This is a genomic window from Streptomyces sp. NPDC055287, from assembly GCF_053646035.1.
This window is the reverse complement of record NZ_JBSHNE010000007.1, coordinates 144,924-161,026: the sequence shown is the minus strand read 5'-3', so window position 1 is coordinate 161,026 and position 16,103 is coordinate 144,924. Positions and strand designations below refer to the sequence as shown.

Sequence of the window (16,103 nt, the reverse complement as noted above, 5' to 3'; positions counted from 1 at the left end):
GCGTGAACCCACTGACCCGTACCGTCGCGAAGCTCTTCGGACAGCGCCGCTCCGGCGATCTCCGTGCCGACTTCACCGCCTCGCTCGTCGTCTTCCTGGTGGCGGTGCCGCTGTGCGTCGGAGTGGCCGTCGCCTCCGGTGTGCCCGCCGAGCTCGGGCTCGTCACCGGGATCGTCGGCGGCCTCGTCACCGGGCTGCTGCCCGGCAGCACCCTCCAGGTCAGCGGCCCGGCGGCCGGGATGACAGTGCTCGTGTACGAAGCCGTGCAGGCGTACGGGATCAGCGCACTCGGCGCGCTCGTGCTGGGCGCCGGGGTACTGCAACTCGCGATGGGCGCCCTGCGGCTGGGCCGCTGGTTCCGGGCGATCTCCATCGCGGTGGTGCAGGGCATGCTCGCGGGCATCGGCCTGGTGCTGATCGCCGGTCAGCTGTACGCGCTGGCCGACGCCGAGGCGCCCGCCGGCGGGCTCGCGAAGATCGGCGGCCTGCCGGGTCTCGCCGCCGGCACCTTCGGGTCCGGGCCCGCCCTCGCCGCGCTGGGCATCGGCGTCGGCACAGTCGCGGTGCTGGTGCTGTGGCCGAGGATTCCGGCTGCCGCGCGCGTGTTGCCCGCCCCGCTCGCGGCCGTCGCACTGGCGACCGCGGTGGCGGTGATCTTCGACCCGCCGGTCGCGCGGGTCGAGGTGAAGGGACTGCTCGGCGCCGTACAGCCGCCGGGTGCCGCCGACTTCGCGCGGCTCACCGATGTCGGCCTGCTGGGCACGGTGATCGCCTTCACCCTGATCGCCTCGGCCGAGAGCCTGTTCAGCGCGGCCGCGGTGGACCGGCTGCACGACGGGCCGAGGACCGACTACGACAAGGAGCTCGTGGCGCAGGGGGCGGGCAACACGGTGTGCGGGATGCTCGGCGCGCTGCCGATGACGGCCGTGATCGTACGGAGCTCCGCCAACCTTCACGCCGGGGCGCGCACCAAGGCGTCCCGGGTACTGCACGGCGTGTGGCTGCTCGTCTTCGCCGCGGCGTTCCCGGCGGCCCTCGGGGTGATTCCGGTGGCGGCGCTGGCCGGTGTCCTGGTGCACGCGGGCTGGAAGCTGCTCCCGGTGAAGGAGCTCGCCCCGCTGTGGCGGGAGCACCGGGGCGAGGCCGTGGTGCTGGCCGCCACGGCGCTCGCGATCGTGGTGACCAACATGTTCGAAGGCGTACTGATCGGCCTGCTGCTGGCGGTCGCGAAGACGGCGTGGGAGACCTCCCACGTCCACGTCGAGGTCTCCGGCGCCGAGCAGGGCGAGCACGGGCCGGTGCGCGTCCGGGTGCTGGGCAACGCCACATTCCTGCGACTGCCGAAACTCCTCGACGAGCTGGAGGCGCTGCCCCGCGACCGGCCGATCGAGCTCGACCTCACGGGCCTGCGCCATGTGGACCACGCGTGCGGCGCGGCGCTGACGGGGTGGGCGGACCGCCACGACGAGACGGGGGTGAAACCCGTACGCGTGGCGGCCTGACACCTGCCCCGCCGACCGGCGTGCGGCGCGGCCCCGCGCGGCCCCTTCACCGGGGCCGTCGGCCGTGCCGTACGCCACGTCACCGCGCCGCTAGCCGTGCCAGGAGCGCCAGAGCGCCGCGTACGCGCCGTCCGCCGCCACCAGTTCGTCGTGGCTGCCCAGTTCGCTGATTCTGCCCTCCTCGACCACCGCGATCACATCCGCGTCGTGCGCGGTGTGCAGCCGGTGCGCGATCGCCACGACCGTACGGCCGTCGAGCACCCGCGCCAGCGACCGCTCGAGATGCCGCGCGGCCCGCGGGTCGAGCAGCGAGGTCGCCTCGTCCAGCACCAGGGTGTGCGGGTCGGCGAGGACCAGGCGGGCCAGTGCGATCTGCTGCGCCTGTGCCGGGGTGAGCACGTGGCCGCCCGAGCCCACCTCGGTGTCGAGGGCCTTGTCCAGCGCCCGGGCCCAGCCGTCCGCGTCGACCGCGCAGAGCGCCGCCCACAGTTCCGCGTCGTCCGCGCCCGTGCGGGCCAGCAGCAGGTTGTCGCGCAGGGACCCGACGAAGACGTGGTGCTCCTGGTTGACCAGTGCCACGTGCTCGCGCACCCGCTCGGCCGGCATCCGCGACAACTCCGCGCCGCCCAGCGTCACTTCCCCCGTACGCGGAGCGTAGATCCCGGCCAGCAGCCGGCCGAGGGTCGACTTTCCGGCGCCCGAAGGCCCGACCAGGGCCATTCGCGTTCCCGGCGCGACGTCCAGCGTCACCTTGTGCAGTACGTCGACATCCGCCCGGTACCCGAAGTGCACCGCGTCGGCCCGCACTGCTCGCCCGTCGGGCGCGACCCGCGCGTCACCGGCGTCCGGCTCGATCTCCCGTACGCCGACGAGCCGGGCCAGCGACACCTGCGCGACCTGCAGCTCGTCGTACCAGCGCAGGATGAGGTTGACCGGGTCGACCAGCATCTGTGCGAGCAGGGCGCCCGTCGTCAGCTGGCCGACGTTGATCCAGCCCTCCAGGACGAAGACGCCGCCGATCACCAGCACCGAGCACAGGATCGTCATGTGCGTGACGCTGACGACGGGGAAGAGCACGGACCGCAGCCACAGCGTGTACCGCTCCCACGCCGTCCACTCCCTGATCCGCTGCTCCGACAGGGCCACCCGGCGGCCGCCGAGGCGGTGCGCCTCGATGGTCCGGCCGGCGTCCACCGTCTCGGCGAGCATCGCGGCGACCGCCGCGTACCCCGCCGCTTCCGAGCGGTACGCCGACGGCGCCCGCCTGAAGTACCAGCGGCAGCCGATGACGAGGACCGGGACGGCCACCAGCACGGCCAGCGCCAGCGGCGGCGCGGTGACCGCCAGGCCACCGATCAGCAGCCCTGCCCACACCACACCGATCGCGAGCTGCGGCACGGCCTCACGCATCGCGTTCGCCAGCCGGTCGATGTCCGTGGTGATGCGCGACAGCAGATCGCCGGTGCCCGCCCGCTCCAGCACCCCCGGCGGCAGGCCGACCGACCGTACGAGGAAGTCCTCGCGCAGGTCGGCCAGCATCTCCTCGCCGAGCATCGCCGCCCGCAGGCGCATCTGGCCGGTGAAGAGCGTCTGGACGACGACGGCGACCGCGAACACCGCCGCCGTACGCTCCAGATGGAGTTCGCGTGCCCCGTCCGCCAGGTCCTCGACGAGCGAGCCCAGGAGGTAGGGGCCCGCCATCGAGGCGACGACGGCGACCGCGTTGAGCGTCACGACCACGGTGAACGCCCGGCGGTGCCGCCTCATGAGCTCGCGCACGTAGGTCCGTACGGTCGCGGGACTGCCGACAGGCAGGGTCGTCGCCGACTCCGGTGCCGCCGGGTCGTACGCCGGTGGAGCCACGCCCCTCATGCGGATTCCTCGATTTCTTCCCGTACGGCCTGTTTCGTGGTCCGCGCCGTCGCGGCGCTCTCGGCGTCCGTCTCGCGGGTGACGACCGCGCGGTACCGCGGGTCGGTGTGCAGCAGTTCGCGGTGCACGCCGACCGCGGCGGCCTCGCCCTCGTGGACGAGTACCACCCGGTCGGCCTGGTCGAGCACCAGCGGCGACGAGGCGAAGACGACGGTGGTACGGCCCTTGCGCAGCCGCTTCACGCCGGCCGCGACCCGCGCCTCGGTGTGCGAGTCGACGGCCGAGGTCGGCTCGTCCAGGACGAGCACCTGCGGGTCGGTCACCAGCGAGCGGGCCAGCGCCAGGCGCTGACGCTGGCCGCCGGAGAGCGACCGCCCGCGTTCCGTGATCCGGGTGCGCATCGGGTCGTCCGTGCTGTCCGCCGACGCCTGGGCGAGCGCCGCCAGTACGTCGTCGCACTGGGCCGCGTCCAGCGCGTCCGCCGCCGACACGTTCCCCGACGCGGGTACGTCGAGCAGCTCGCTCAGCGTGCCGGAGAGCAGCACCGGGTCCTTGTCCTGGACCAGGACGGCGCCCCGTGCCGTGATCAGTGGCAGGTCGTCGAGAGCCACTCCGCCGAGCAGCGCCGAAGGCTGCCTCTCGCCCGCGGCCGCGTCCGGGCCGGTGGCGGCCTCCGAGGTGGCATGGCCGCCGAGGCGCTCCGCCAGCACGCCCGCCAGGTCGGGGTCGCCGCAGACCACCGCGGTGAGCCTGCCCGCCGGCGCGAGCAGTCCGGTGGCCGGGTCGTACAGGTCACCGGCGGGGGCTTCCCCGGCGGCGGAATCCGGCGCCTCGGCGCCCGTGGTGTACGCCGTGCGTTCCAGCGACAGCACCCGCGCGGCCCGCTTGGCGGAGGGCCGCGAGAAGGAGTACGCCATGGCGATCTCCTCGAAGTGCCGCAGAGGGTAGAGCAGAAGCGTCACCGCGCTGTAGACGGTGACCAGCTCCCCGACCGCGATCCGTCCGTCGAGCGTGAGCTTCGCGCCGTACAGCACCACCGTGATCAGCAGGGTGCCGGGCAGCAGCACCTGGACGGCGGAGATGAGCGCCCACATGCGGGCGCTGCGCACGGCCGCCTTGCGTACCTCCTGCGAGGCGTCGCGGTAGCGGCCGAGGAACAGTTCCTCGCCGCCGATGCCGCGCAGGACGCGCAGGCCGGCGACGGTGTCGGACGCCAGCTCGGTGGCCTTGCCCGCCACCTCGCGCTGGGCGTCGGCCCGCCGGGTCGCCTTCGGCAGCAACGGCAGTACGGCCAGCGCCAGTACGGGCACCCCGATCGCCACAACGATGCCGAGCGCCGGCTGGTAGAGCAGCAGCCCCACGCACACCACGACGAGGGTGAGAGCGGCCGCCGCGAAGCGCGAGAGCGCCTCGACGAACCAGCCGATCTTCTCGACGTCGCCGGTGGAGACCGCGACGACCTCGCCCGCCGCGACCCTCCGGGTCAGCGCCGAGCCCAGCTCCGCCGTCTTGCGGGCCAGCAGCTGCTGCACCCGGGCGGCGGCGGTGATCCAGTTGGTGACGGCGGTCCTGTGCAGCATGGTGTCGCCGAGGGCGACGGCCACACCCAGCAGGGCGATCAGCGCGGCGGCGAACGCCAGCCCGCCGCCGGATCCGTCGACGACGGCCTGCACGGCGAGACCCACACCCAGCGGCAGACCGGCGACGCCGCACTGGTGCAGCAGCCCCCAGCAGAGCGACTTCAGCTGCCCGCCGAGCTGGTTCCGCCCGAGCCAGTAGAGGAATCGGGGCCCGGACCGTACGTCGGGGACGCCCGGATCGGGATACGGAAGATCACGAATCTGCATAACGTCCCACGGTTCGGTGTACTGGGTGAAACCGTGCAAGGTTCGCGTTTTTCCCCCGGAAAAGGCAATCGATTTATGGGTGCCGGGACACAGAACACGCCAAGATCGAACATCTCGCTCTGGCGCCCCCGGCCGACCCACGCTTCACTCCTGACGCATGAAACGACAGAAGGTCATGCACATGCTCGTCGGCTTGGCGCTGGCCGCCGGATCGGTGTTCGGGGCCGGTCCGGCCGGCGCGGCGACCCCGGCGCCCGCGCCGGGGACAGCCGTCGAGCCGCCGGACGAGTTCGGCCGCGACTGGCACGATCCGGTCGCCGCGGCGCCGCCCGTCACCACCCCCGGCACCCGGTCGTGCCAAGTGACGGTCGCGCAGGCCCAGTTCCGCGACTTCACCCCGTACAAGGGCGGATACGCGCCCCCGAAGGGCTGCGGCGACCGCTGGAGCAAGGTGGTGCTCCGCCTCGAAGGCAAGGTCGCCGGGCGGCAGTACGACCGGCTCGGACACCTGCACATCGGCGGCGTCGAAGTACTGCGCACCTCCACCCCGCAGCCCTCGCCCGAAGGCATCACCTGGTCCGTGGAGAAGGACGTCACGCGGTACAGCGACACCCTGCGCCGCGAACAGCCCGTCGAGATGCTCATCGGCAATGTCGTCAACGAGACCTACACCGGCGTCATCGACGTCAGGGTGACCCTGACCTTCTACGCCGCCGAAGGCCGCACCGGGCCGGCCGCCACACCCGACCGCGTCCTCACCCTCGACGGGGATTCCCTCACGACCCCGCGCAACTCCGAGCGCATCCTCGCCGAGGTGTACGCGACCGGCTCGGGCGGCGGCTGCGAGGAGTACTGGTACCTGTCCGTGCCCGAGGAGGCGCCGTACTCCTGCAGGACACCGGACGGTCCCTACCGCGAGGTGCAGATCAAGGTCGACGGGCAGCTCGCGGGCATCGCCGCGCCGTTCCCGACGGTCTGGACGGGCGGCTGGTCCAACCCCTTCCTCTGGTACGTGATACCCGGCCCGCGCGCCTTCGACATCAAGCCCATCCAGTACGACCTGACGCCCTTCGCGGCCCGGCTCAACGACGGCCGCCCGCACCGCGTGGAGGTCTCCGTCGTCGGTGTCCCCGAGGGGCAGACCGGCTGGAGCACCCCGGTCAATGTGCTGGTGTGGCAGGACAAGGGGAGCGAGGTCGTCACCGGCGCGCTGACCAGGCACGACAACGGCGCGCCGGCCAACTCGTCGGCGTACACGGCAGGTCGGGAACACCGCCTCGACACCAGGGGCGGGCACCGGCTCACCGTCTCCGGCCACGTGAACACCTCGCACGGACGCGTCGTCACCACCGTCGACCGCACGCTGGCCAACACCTCCGTCCACCGCTGGACGGACGGCGAGAACCTCGACGCGCTCAAGGGCAGGTGGACGGACAGGGAGAGCGTCACGACCGACGGCCGCGGCCCGGCCGCCGTCGCGCACGTCCACCGCACCTACACGATGGACGGGACGACGACGCTCGGCGCCGGTGACCGGCTGCGGACCGTACTCGCGCTCGGCGACCGCGCGGACGCCTCCACGGAGCGCGCCGGGAAGCGGGTGTCCTGGTCGCGGCTGGACGACGCGTACGAGGGCGACGCGACGTACACCGCGAACGTCCCGCGCGACCAGCGGCACGCGGTCGGCACCTCGGGCGAGCGCTACCGGCTGTACGGGACGGCGGGCTGCTACGACCGGAGCCTGAAGACGGCGCAGGGCACGGTGACGGAGGACCGGCGGCGCTGCTGATCCGCGCGCGGGCCGGGCAAGGAGGCGTCCGATACGCGCGAGTTGAAGGCCCGGCGTCCCGTGCGCCGGGCCCGGCTTCGGCGCAAATTACTGATAAGTATGTCGTGACTTCGCATGCCGGCGGCAGTAGAACCTGTTTCCGTTCACCTCGAAGTGAGGAACGTCACATGGGTAACACTGCAAAGCGTGATGCCAGTACGAAGAGAGTCTCGCGTCGCACGTTCATCGCAGGAACTGGTTCTATTCTGGGGGCCGTTGCGCTCGGTGGTCCCGCCGCCGCAGCTCCGCTGAAAGCCGCCGCGCCCATCGCCCCCGGCGCCCACGTGCCGGTGCTGGTGATCGGCACCGGATACGGCGGCTCGGTCGCCGCACTGCGTCTCGCCCAGGCGGGCGTCGACGTGCACATGATCGAGATGGGGATGTCCTGGGACACCCCAGGCCCGGACGGCAGGATCTTCGCCAATACGACCAAGCCGGACTACCGCTCCTTCTGGCTCCGTACGAAGACCAAACAGCCCCTCAGTAACTTCCTCGGCTTCCCGCTCGACAAGGACATCCCCCGCCACACCGGGATCCTGGACGCCGAGGACTTCAGCGGCATCACCGTCTACCAGGGCCGCGGCGTCGGCGGCGGCTCGCTGGTCAACGGCGGCATGGCCGTCACCCCGAGACGTGAGAACTTCGGCGGCGTCCTTCCGTCGGTGAACGCCGCCGAGATGTACGACGTCTACTACCCGCGCGCCAACGCCGGACTCGGCGTCAGCCATGTCGACCCCGCCTGGTGGGAGAGCGCCGCCTGCTACCAGTACGCGAGGGTCGGCCGCAAGCACGCGCAGCGTTCCGGCTTCCCCTTCGTCTTCGTACCCAACGTGTACGACTGGGACTACATGAAGCAGGAGGCGGCCGGCGCCGTCCCCAAGTCGGCGCTGGTGGGCGAGGTCCTCTACGGCAACAACTACGGCAAGAAGTCCCTCCAGCAGACCTACCTCGCCCGGGCGAGGGCGACCGGCAAAGTCGCCATCTCGCCGCTGCACAAGGTCACTTCGGTCGCCCCGGCGTCCGGCGGCGGCTACACGGTCCTCATCGACCAGATCAACACCAGCGGTGACACCACGGCCACCAAGAGCGTGACGGCCGACCGGGTGTTCTTCGCGGCCGGCAGTGTCGGCACCAGCAAGCTGCTGACCAGGCTGAAGACCATCGGGGCGCTGCCCGGCCTGAACAGCGAGGTCGGCAAGGGCTGGGGCGACAACGGCAACGTCATGTGCGGGCGCGCCAACCACATGTGGGACGCCACGGGCAAGCTCCAGGCGTCCATGCCCACGGCCGGCATCGACAACTGGGACGCGGGCGGCGCGTTCGCCGAGGTGGCCCCGCTGCCCACCGGGATCGAGACGTACGCCTCGTTCTACCTGTCGATCACCAAGAACCCGCACCGCGCCGAGTTCTCGTACAACGCCGCGACGGGCAAGGCCGACCTGAACTGGCAGACGGCCTGGAAACAGCCGTCCATCGATGCCGCCAAGACGATCTTCGACAAGATCAACGCGAAGGAGGGGACGATCTACCGGACCGACCTCTTCGGCGCGTACAAGATCTGGGGCGACCACCTCACGTACCACCCGCTCGGCGGCGTGGTGCTGGACAGGGCCACCGACAACTACGGCCGTCTTCACGGCCACCCCGGCCTGTACGTCATCGACGGCTCACTGATCCCCGGCAACGCCAGCGTCAACCCGTTCGTCACCATCACGGCGCTCGCCGAGCGCAACATCGAAAGGATCATCGCTGCCGACCTGTAGCGATGGCCGCCGGGGCCGGCCGGACTCACCGAGCGGCCCCGGAGCCACCTCAGTGCCCGGGCAGCACACACACCGTGTCGAGGCCCAGCACCCGGTTGAGCCGGCCGAACGCCAGCCAGGACCCGATGCTCATGGTCAGTTCCACGATCTCGGTCTGACTGTACGACGCCGTCATCCGCGTCCAGAACTCGTCATCGAGGCCGTGGTGATCCAGGGCGTACCGCTCGGCGTACTCGGCGGCCAGGCGGGTGCGGTCGTCGAAGGCGTCGGTGGTGCGCCACCGCGTCACCGCCTCGGCGAACTCCTCCTCGACCTTCCGGCCGTCGCGTTCGGTCCGCCAGTCCAGGCAGAAGGCGCACCCGTTGATCTGGGCGATCCGCAGCCGGGCGGCCTCGAACTCGCGCAGTCCCAGGGTTGTATGGGCGTACACCGCAAGGGAGAAGTCCGAGGCGGCGATCCCGATGCCGGGGACCATCTCGCCCCACACGTACTCGATCGCGTTTCTGCCCTCGGGGACGTCGATGTTCATCGTTGGCTCCTTGTGAGCTTGCCGACTGCGGGGCGCAGCGGAACGTCGAGCGCGTCGTACAGACCGGGCTTCGCGTCCACCAGCCAGTCGATGGCGCCCACCAGCCTGCCGACCGCAGTGGCGTTGCCGCCCGCCGACCGGTTCTCGCCCTCGTCGGTGGCCTCGACCGTGACCTCGATGCGTGGGCGACCCTCGATCACGACCCGGTGGGCTCCCGCTCCGCCGGGCGGTACCGGCCAGTCGGGAGCGCAGGACGGGTGGATGCGGGTGACGTGCTCGATGACGATGCGGGGCTCGCCCCCGACGATGCCCTGCACCTCGAACCGGACCGCGCCCTGGGTCCCGGCCTCGAACTCGCCCATGGTCCGTGTGCTGACCGTGGCATCGAGCGCGCGCCGGTCCAGAGTCTCGCGGATCTCGTCGAGTTCGGCGCCCAGTGCCCTGGCCATCAGCCGTATCTGCCCGCCCCACACCATGGAGGGGACCGTCGGGGCGAGCATGAGCGGCTCGTAGTCCATGGGCTGGCCCATGCCGACCAGGTAGCGGACCGAGTCGGGCTGGTCGTAGGTGGAGTAGTCGAAGATCTCCTGGCAGCGGATCACGTCCACTGTGGTGCCGAGGCCGCTGATCAGCAGGGGCAGTACGTCGTTGCCCCAGCCGGGGTCGACACCGGAGACGAACAGCGAGCCGCCGCCCTGCGCGACGGCGGCAAGCACCGGCTCGCGCAGTTCCGGCGGGGCGTTGCGCTGGTCGTACAGCGCGTACAACGCGGGAGTGACGACCACCGCTCCGGCCCGGATCGCCCTGACGATGTCCGCGAGGGCCTCGTCGGGGCGGATGTCGCCCGAGGCCGCGTACACCACGGCCCGGGGGCCGGCGGCCAGGACCGCGTCGATGTCGTCGGTCGCCGGCACGCCCAGCTCGCGGCCGAGGCCGCCGAGATCACCCGCGTCGCGGCCCACCTTGGCGGGGTTGTGCACGAGAACGGCCGCGAGCTTCAGCGCCGGATGGGCGTCGACGGCACGGACGGCCGCGCGGCCGACGTTGCCGGTACTCCAGACAACCGTGGAAATCATGCGGCGGAGGGTAGCGCGGGGATCCAGCGGTTCCCAGAGCCATGACGGCGGGAAACAGCAGTCGGGCGAATATTTTTGACGAGTCGTCAGGTCACTGGGCGCGTCACGCGCTCCAGCTCCAGCAGCACGGACCGGTAGCCACGCCCCGTGGCCCGCTCCATGCCCACCTCGCACATCCGGTTCGCGGAGAGATACGCGTCGTACTCGCGCGCCCCGACCTCCGCGCCCTCCCGCGCCGTCGCCGATTCGGTCAGCTCCTTGTGCAGCATCCCGCGATCCCCGGCGAAGGCGCAGCAACGTACGTCGTCCGGCACGACGACCTCCCGTGCGCACGCCTGCGCGACGGTACGCAGCTGCTCCTCGTCGCCCAAGTGCCGCATGGAGCAGGTGGGATGGAGAACCGCCGTGTCCGCCGTGCGCAGCACCGACAGGCGGGGGAGCAGCTCGTCGGCGGCCCATACGACCGAGTCGACGACCGTCAGCTCCGCGTGCAGCTCCCGGTTGGCGTCGGTGAGATGGGGCACCACCTCGTGGGCGAGCCCCAGCGTGCAGGAGGACGCGTCCACGACCAGCGGCAGCGAACCGCCCGCCGTCCAGCCCCAGGCGGCCTCGACGACGCGGTTCGCCATGACGGCGGCGCCCGCGCGGTAGCCCTTCGAGTGCCAGATCGTCGCGCAGCACGTGCCCGTGACGTCGCCGGGGATCCACACCGGCCTTCCGGCGCGCTCCGACACGGCGACCACGGCCTGCGGGAGCGAGCGGCCCCAATAGCGCCGGGGCTCGCCGAAGATGCGGTTCACGCAGGCCGGGTAGTAGACGGCGTGGGCGCCCGTGCGCGAGGTGCGGGGGAGGGGCTTGGCCGCGGCGCCGGGGATCTCCGGCAGCCACTCCGGCACCAGGCCGGGGCGTACGGCCTTACGGGCCAGACGCGTGACCGACTGGAGGAGCCGGTCGCTCACGCGCTCCCCGGCCGCCACCGCGAGGCGCGCCGAGGCCTCGACCGCCCCGAAGTGCTCGGCGGTCAGCGCCGCGATCCGTTCCTCGCGCGGGGAGTGCCGGCGGTGCCTGAAGTCCTTCATCAGCGCGCCGGTGTCGATGCCGACGGGGCATGCGAGCCTGCACGTCGAGTCCCCGGCGCAGGTGTCCACCGCGTCGTACCCGTACGCGTCGAGGAGGCCGGTCTGAACCGGCGAACCGGCGGGCTGGCGCGTCATCTCCCGGCGCAGCGCGATGCGCTGGCGCGGCGTGGTCGTCAGGTCGGCGCTGGGACACGTCGGTTCGCAGAAACCGCACTCGATGCACGGGTCGGCGATCAGCTCCACCCGGGGGATCGTCTTGAGACCGCGCAGATGCGCCTTCGGGTCGCGGTCCAGGACGATGCGCGGGGCGAGCACTCCGGCGGGGTCGATGACCTGCTTCGTACGCCACATCAGTCTCGTCGCCTTCGGTCCCCACTCCAGCTCCAGGAAGGGCGCGATGTTTCGGCCGGTGGCGTGCTCGGCCTTGAGTGAGCCGTCGAAGCACTCGACGGTCAGCCGGCAGAACTCGTCCATGAAGGCGGCGTACCGCGCCACGTCCGTGGGGTCGGCGGCGTCGAAGGCCAGCAGGAAGTGCAGATTGCCGTGCGCCGCGTGACCGGCCACGGCCGCGTCGAACCCGTGCCGCGCCTGGAGTCGCAGCAGCGCCTCGCAGGCCTCGGCGAGCCGCGACGGGGGTACGGCGAAGTCCTCGGTGATCAGGGTCGTGCCGGCGGGGCGGGCGCCGCCGACCGCCGTGACGAAGGCCTTGCGGGCCTTCCAGTACCCCGCGATCGCCCTGGCGTCCCGGGTGAACGCATTGGTCACCGACGCGACCGGCGCGATCGGCCGGAGTCCCGTCAGCGCCTCCGCCGCCGCCCGTTCGTACGCCTCGAGACGCGCCTCGTCGGGCGCCCGGAACTCCACCAGCAGCGCCGTCGTCTCCCTGGGCAGCCGGGCCCAGTCCGCCGGTACGCCCTCCACGCTCACGGACGCGCGCAGCGTATTTCCGTCCATCAGCTCGACGGCGGCCGCACCCGCGTCGTTGAAGCGCGGGACAGCGGCTGCCGCGGCGGACAGCGTGGGGAAGAAGAGCAGCGCGGTGGACAGCCTGCGGTCCAGCGGCAACGTGTCGAACACGACCTCGGAGATGAAGCCGAAGGTGCCCTCGGAGCCGACCATCAGGCCGCGCAAGATCTCCACGGGCGTCGCGCCGTCGAGGAAGGCGTCGAGCCGGTAGCCATTGGTGTTCTTGATCTCGTACTTGGCGCGGATCCGGGCGGTCAGCTCCGCGTCCGCCTCGATTTCCGCCTTGAGATCCAACAGCCCCGCGCACAAGCCGGGCTCGGCGCGCGCCAGTTCCTCGTCGGCCGCCGGGTCCGCCGTGTCGACGACCGTGCCGCTCGGCAGCACGAAGGTGAGGGAGGCCACCGTGCGGTACGAGTTACGGGTGGTGCCCGCCGTCATGCCGGACGCGTTGTTCGCGACGACACCGCCGATCGTGCAGGCGATGGCGCTCGCCGGGTCGGGTCCGAGGACGCGGCCGTGGCGCGCGAGGGAGGCGTTGGCCCGTACGACCGTGGTGCCCGGCCGCACGCGGGCCCGCGCGCCGCCGTCCAGGACCTCGATGCCCGCCCAGTGGCGGCGTACGTCGACCAGGATGTCCTCGCCCTGGGCCTGGCCGTTGAGCGAGGTCCCCGCCGCCCGGAAGACGACCTCGCGGCCCCTGTCGTGGGCGTACGACAACACCGCCGAGATGTCGCCGATGTCCTCGGCGACCACGACGACCCGCGGGACGAAGCGGTACGGGCTGGCGTCGGACGCGTACCGCACGAGGTCGGAGACCTTCCACAGCACCTTGTGCGCGCCGAGGAGTCCGGTCAGCTCGCCACGCAGTGGCTCGGGTGTGCCCCCGGCCAGGCCGTCGGGCACCCGGTCGGGCGCGGGGCCGTGGGCGCCCGTGGGGCGCGGTGATCCGGGCTCGGGCTCCAGTGGCGGCATCCAGGTCCCCCTCGGTTCAGCAGCGGCGCTCCGGCATCCCGTCGACCAGAGCGGACAGCAGGCCCCCGAGCTCTTCGCGCTGCTCGGTGGTCAATGGGGCCAGGATGTCCTCCGCGGCGTCGCGGCGCGCGTTGCGCAGGGCCCGGAGCGTGGCGCGGCCGGTGTCGGTGAGCTCGATCCTTATGACGCGGCGGTTGGTGGGATCGGGCACCCGGCGCACCCGGCCGCTCGTCTCCAGGCTGTCCACGAGCGTGGTCACGGCGCGGGGGACCACATCCAGGCGCCTGGCCAGGTCGGCCATCCTCGGCGGCTCGTCGTGCAGGTCGTAGTGCGAAACGGTGCGCAACAGGCGTGACTGGGCGGGAGTGATGCCGATCGGCTCCATCTGCTGACGCTGGATCCGGTGAAGCCGGCGCGTCAGCCGGAGGAGCTGCTCGGCCAGCAGGCCATCGGCGTCTGAGGTGCTCATACCGGGAACAATATCAGGACTGTGCTCATTGTGAATACGGTCATTGTGAGTGAAGGTAACAATGAGCTAGGCTCTCATAAGGTCCGTCATCTCACCCTCGCGAAGGAGCCCATGCATCCCGACCGACCCACGTGGACACCCCCGGCCCGCGATCCAGCCCAGCCGGAGGAGCCCGCGCAAGTACGCCGCATCCTCAGGCTCTTCCGGCCCTACCGGGGCCGGCTGGCCGTGGTCGGCCTGCTCGTCGCCGCCTCTTCCCTCGTCGCCGTCGCCTCCCCGTTCATGCTCAGGGAGATCCTCGACACCGCGATCCCGCAGGGCCGGACGGGGCTACTGAGCCTGCTCGCCCTCGGCATGATCCTGACCGCCGTGGTGACGAGCGTCTTCGGCGTACTCCAGACCCTGATCTCCACGACGGTCGGCCAGCGCGTCATGCACGACCTGCGCACCGCCGTCTACGCCCAGCTCCAGCGCATGCCGCTCGCGTTCTTCACCAGGACCCGCACCGGTGAGGTGCAGTCCCGTATCGCCAACGACATCGGCGGCATGCAGGCGACGGTGACCTCCACGGCCACCTCGCTGGTCTCGAACCTCACCTCGGTCGTGGCCACGGTCGTCGCGATGCTGGCCCTCGACTGGCGGCTCACCGTCGTCTCCCTGCTCCTGCTGCCGGTCTTCGTATGGATCAGCCGGCGGGTCGGCCGCGAGCGCAAGCGGATCACCACGCAGCGGCAGAAACAGATGGCCTCGATGGCCGCCACCGTCACCGAGTCGCTGTCGGTCAGCGGCATCCTGCTCGGCCGCACCATGGGCCGCGCCGACTCCCTGACCAAGTCCTTCGCCGACGAGTCCGAGCGTCTGGTCGACCTCGAGGTGCGCTCCAACATGGCCGGGCGCTGGCGGATGTCCACCATCGGCATCGTCATGGCCGCCATGCCCGCTGTCATCTACTGGGCGGCCGGCCTGACCATGCAGACCGGCGGGGCGGCCGTCTCGCTGGGTACGCTCGTCGCGTTTGTCTCGCTCCAGCAGGGCCTCTTCCGGCCGGCCGTGAGCCTCCTGTCGACCGGCGTGCAGATGCAGACCTCGCTCGCACTCTTCCAGCGGATCTTCGAGTACCTCGACCTGCCGGTGGACATCACCGAGCCCGAGAAGCCGGTTCAACTGGAGAAGATCCGCGGGGAAGTGCGCTTCGACGACGTCCACTTCACGTACGACGAGAAGAACGGACCCACCCTCACCGGAATCGACGTCACCGTCCCGGCGGGCGGCAGTCTGGCGATCGTCGGCCCCACGGGCTCCGGCAAGAGCACCCTCAGCTACCTGGTGCCCCGGCTGTACGACGTGACGGGCGGCGGCGTCACTCTGGACGGCGTCGACGTGCGCGACCTGGACTTCGACACGCTGGCCCGCGCCGTCGGCGTGGTCTCCCAGGAGACGTACCTCTTCCACGCCTCCGTCGCCGAGAACCTGCGCTTCGCCAAACCGGACGCGACCGACGAGGAACTGCGCGCGGCCGCCCAGGCCGCCCAGATCCACGACCACATCGCCTCACTGCCCGACGGGTACGACACGCTGGTCGGCGAGCGCGGATACCGCTTCTCCGGCGGCGAGAAGCAGCGCCTGGCGATCGCCCGGACCATCCTGCGCGACCCGCCCGTCCTCATCCTCGACGAGGCGACGAGCGCGCTCGACACCCGTACCGAACACGCCGTGCAGCAGGCCATCGACGCGCTCTCGGCGGGCCGTACGACCATCACCATCGCGCACCGGCTCTCCACGGTCAGGGACGCCGACCAGATCGTCGTCCTCGACGGCGGAACGACCGTCGAGCGCGGCACGCACGAAGAACTGCTCGCACGGAACGGCCGGTACGCCGCCCTCGTGCGCAGGGACGCCCGGCTGTCGCCCGCCGCCACATGAGAGCTCCCGCCATCCAAGTGCTTCCTGTGCGTCGTAACGCGGCAGCGCCGCCGCTCCCCTGGGACGGGTGAGAAGCGGCTCGCCGGGCGAGACCTCGGTCAGACCAGCCGGCCCAGGAAGTGGAAGGCGCCGGCGAGCAGGTCGGTGATGAGGTTCATGAGCGTGGGTTCTCCTTGCGCTTCGTGCTTTTGGGACGCGCGGTCGCGGTCTGCGGCCCGTCACTTGCGCACCGTAAGCATCCTGCGCCACGTGTCGCTGGAGCAACGAAACGCGCTAC

10 protein-coding genes are annotated in these 16,103 nt (G+C 71.5%); 4 read left to right on the top strand and 6 right to left on the bottom strand.

Features of this window, described 5'->3' with window-relative positions:
* Nucleotides 1-2: 2 nt before the first annotated feature.
* A complete protein-coding gene (locus ACWIHY_RS14155; RefSeq protein ID WP_454376049.1) occupies nt 3-1,502 on the top strand; it encodes a SulP family inorganic anion transporter in 1,500 nt (499 codons plus the stop codon).
* A gap of 90 nt (nt 1,503-1,592) precedes the next feature.
* Here ACWIHY_RS14155 and ACWIHY_RS14150 read toward each other — a convergent pair whose 3' ends face one another.
* The gene (locus tag ACWIHY_RS14150) at nt 1,593-3,374 is read right to left on the bottom strand and encodes an ABC transporter ATP-binding protein (RefSeq protein WP_454375914.1); all 1,782 of its coding nucleotides are present in this window, start codon (nt 3,372-3,374) and stop codon (nt 1,593-1,595) included.
* Nucleotides 3,371-5,221 (bottom strand): ABC transporter transmembrane domain-containing protein, encoded by a 1,851-nt coding sequence (locus ACWIHY_RS14145; RefSeq protein WP_454375913.1) that lies wholly within the window; start codon nt 5,219-5,221, stop codon nt 3,371-3,373. The genes ACWIHY_RS14150 and ACWIHY_RS14145 overlap by 4 nt, the downstream gene beginning before the upstream one ends.
* 157 nt (nt 5,222-5,378) lie before the next feature.
* On the opposite strand from ACWIHY_RS14145, the gene ACWIHY_RS14140 reads away from it, so the two are divergent.
* Complete coding sequence (locus ACWIHY_RS14140; RefSeq protein ID WP_454375912.1) at nt 5,379-7,010, top strand: peptide-N4-asparagine amidase; 1,632 nt, start codon at nt 5,379-5,381, stop codon at nt 7,008-7,010.
* 167 nt (nt 7,011-7,177) lie between these two features.
* Nucleotides 7,178-8,812 carry a GMC oxidoreductase gene (locus ACWIHY_RS14135; RefSeq protein WP_454375911.1) on the top strand — a complete coding sequence of 545 codons (1,635 nt, stop codon included), beginning with the start codon at nt 7,178-7,180 and terminating at the stop codon, nt 8,810-8,812.
* Between the two features lie 49 nt (nt 8,813-8,861).
* Here ACWIHY_RS14135 and ACWIHY_RS14130 read toward each other — a convergent pair whose 3' ends face one another.
* The 4 genes from ACWIHY_RS14130 to ACWIHY_RS14115 form a co-directional block, all read right to left on the bottom strand.
* Nucleotides 8,862-9,341 carry a carboxymuconolactone decarboxylase family protein gene (locus ACWIHY_RS14130; RefSeq protein ID WP_454375910.1) on the bottom strand — a complete coding sequence of 160 codons (480 nt, stop codon included), beginning with the start codon at nt 9,339-9,341 and terminating at the stop codon, nt 8,862-8,864.
* Nucleotides 9,338-10,417, bottom strand: a complete 1,080-nt coding sequence (locus ACWIHY_RS14125; RefSeq protein WP_454375909.1) for an NAD(P)H-dependent amine dehydrogenase family protein — start codon at nt 10,415-10,417, stop codon at nt 9,338-9,340. Before ACWIHY_RS14125 ends, ACWIHY_RS14130 begins: the two co-directional genes overlap by 4 nt.
* Nucleotides 10,418-10,503: 86 nt before the next feature.
* Nucleotides 10,504-13,434, bottom strand: coding sequence for an FAD-binding and (Fe-S)-binding domain-containing protein (locus ACWIHY_RS14120; RefSeq protein WP_454375908.1), 2,931 nt, complete (start codon nt 13,432-13,434; stop codon nt 10,504-10,506).
* 16 nt (nt 13,435-13,450) lie between these two features.
* Complete coding sequence (locus ACWIHY_RS14115) at nt 13,451-13,903, bottom strand: MarR family winged helix-turn-helix transcriptional regulator (RefSeq protein WP_454375907.1); 453 nt, start codon at nt 13,901-13,903, stop codon at nt 13,451-13,453.
* 111 nt (nt 13,904-14,014) lie between these two features.
* On the opposite strand from ACWIHY_RS14115, the gene ACWIHY_RS14110 reads away from it, so the two are divergent.
* Nucleotides 14,015-15,826, top strand: coding sequence for an ABC transporter ATP-binding protein (locus ACWIHY_RS14110; protein ID WP_454375906.1), 1,812 nt, complete (start codon nt 14,015-14,017; stop codon nt 15,824-15,826).
* The last annotated feature ends 277 nt before the right edge of the window (nt 15,827-16,103 follow it).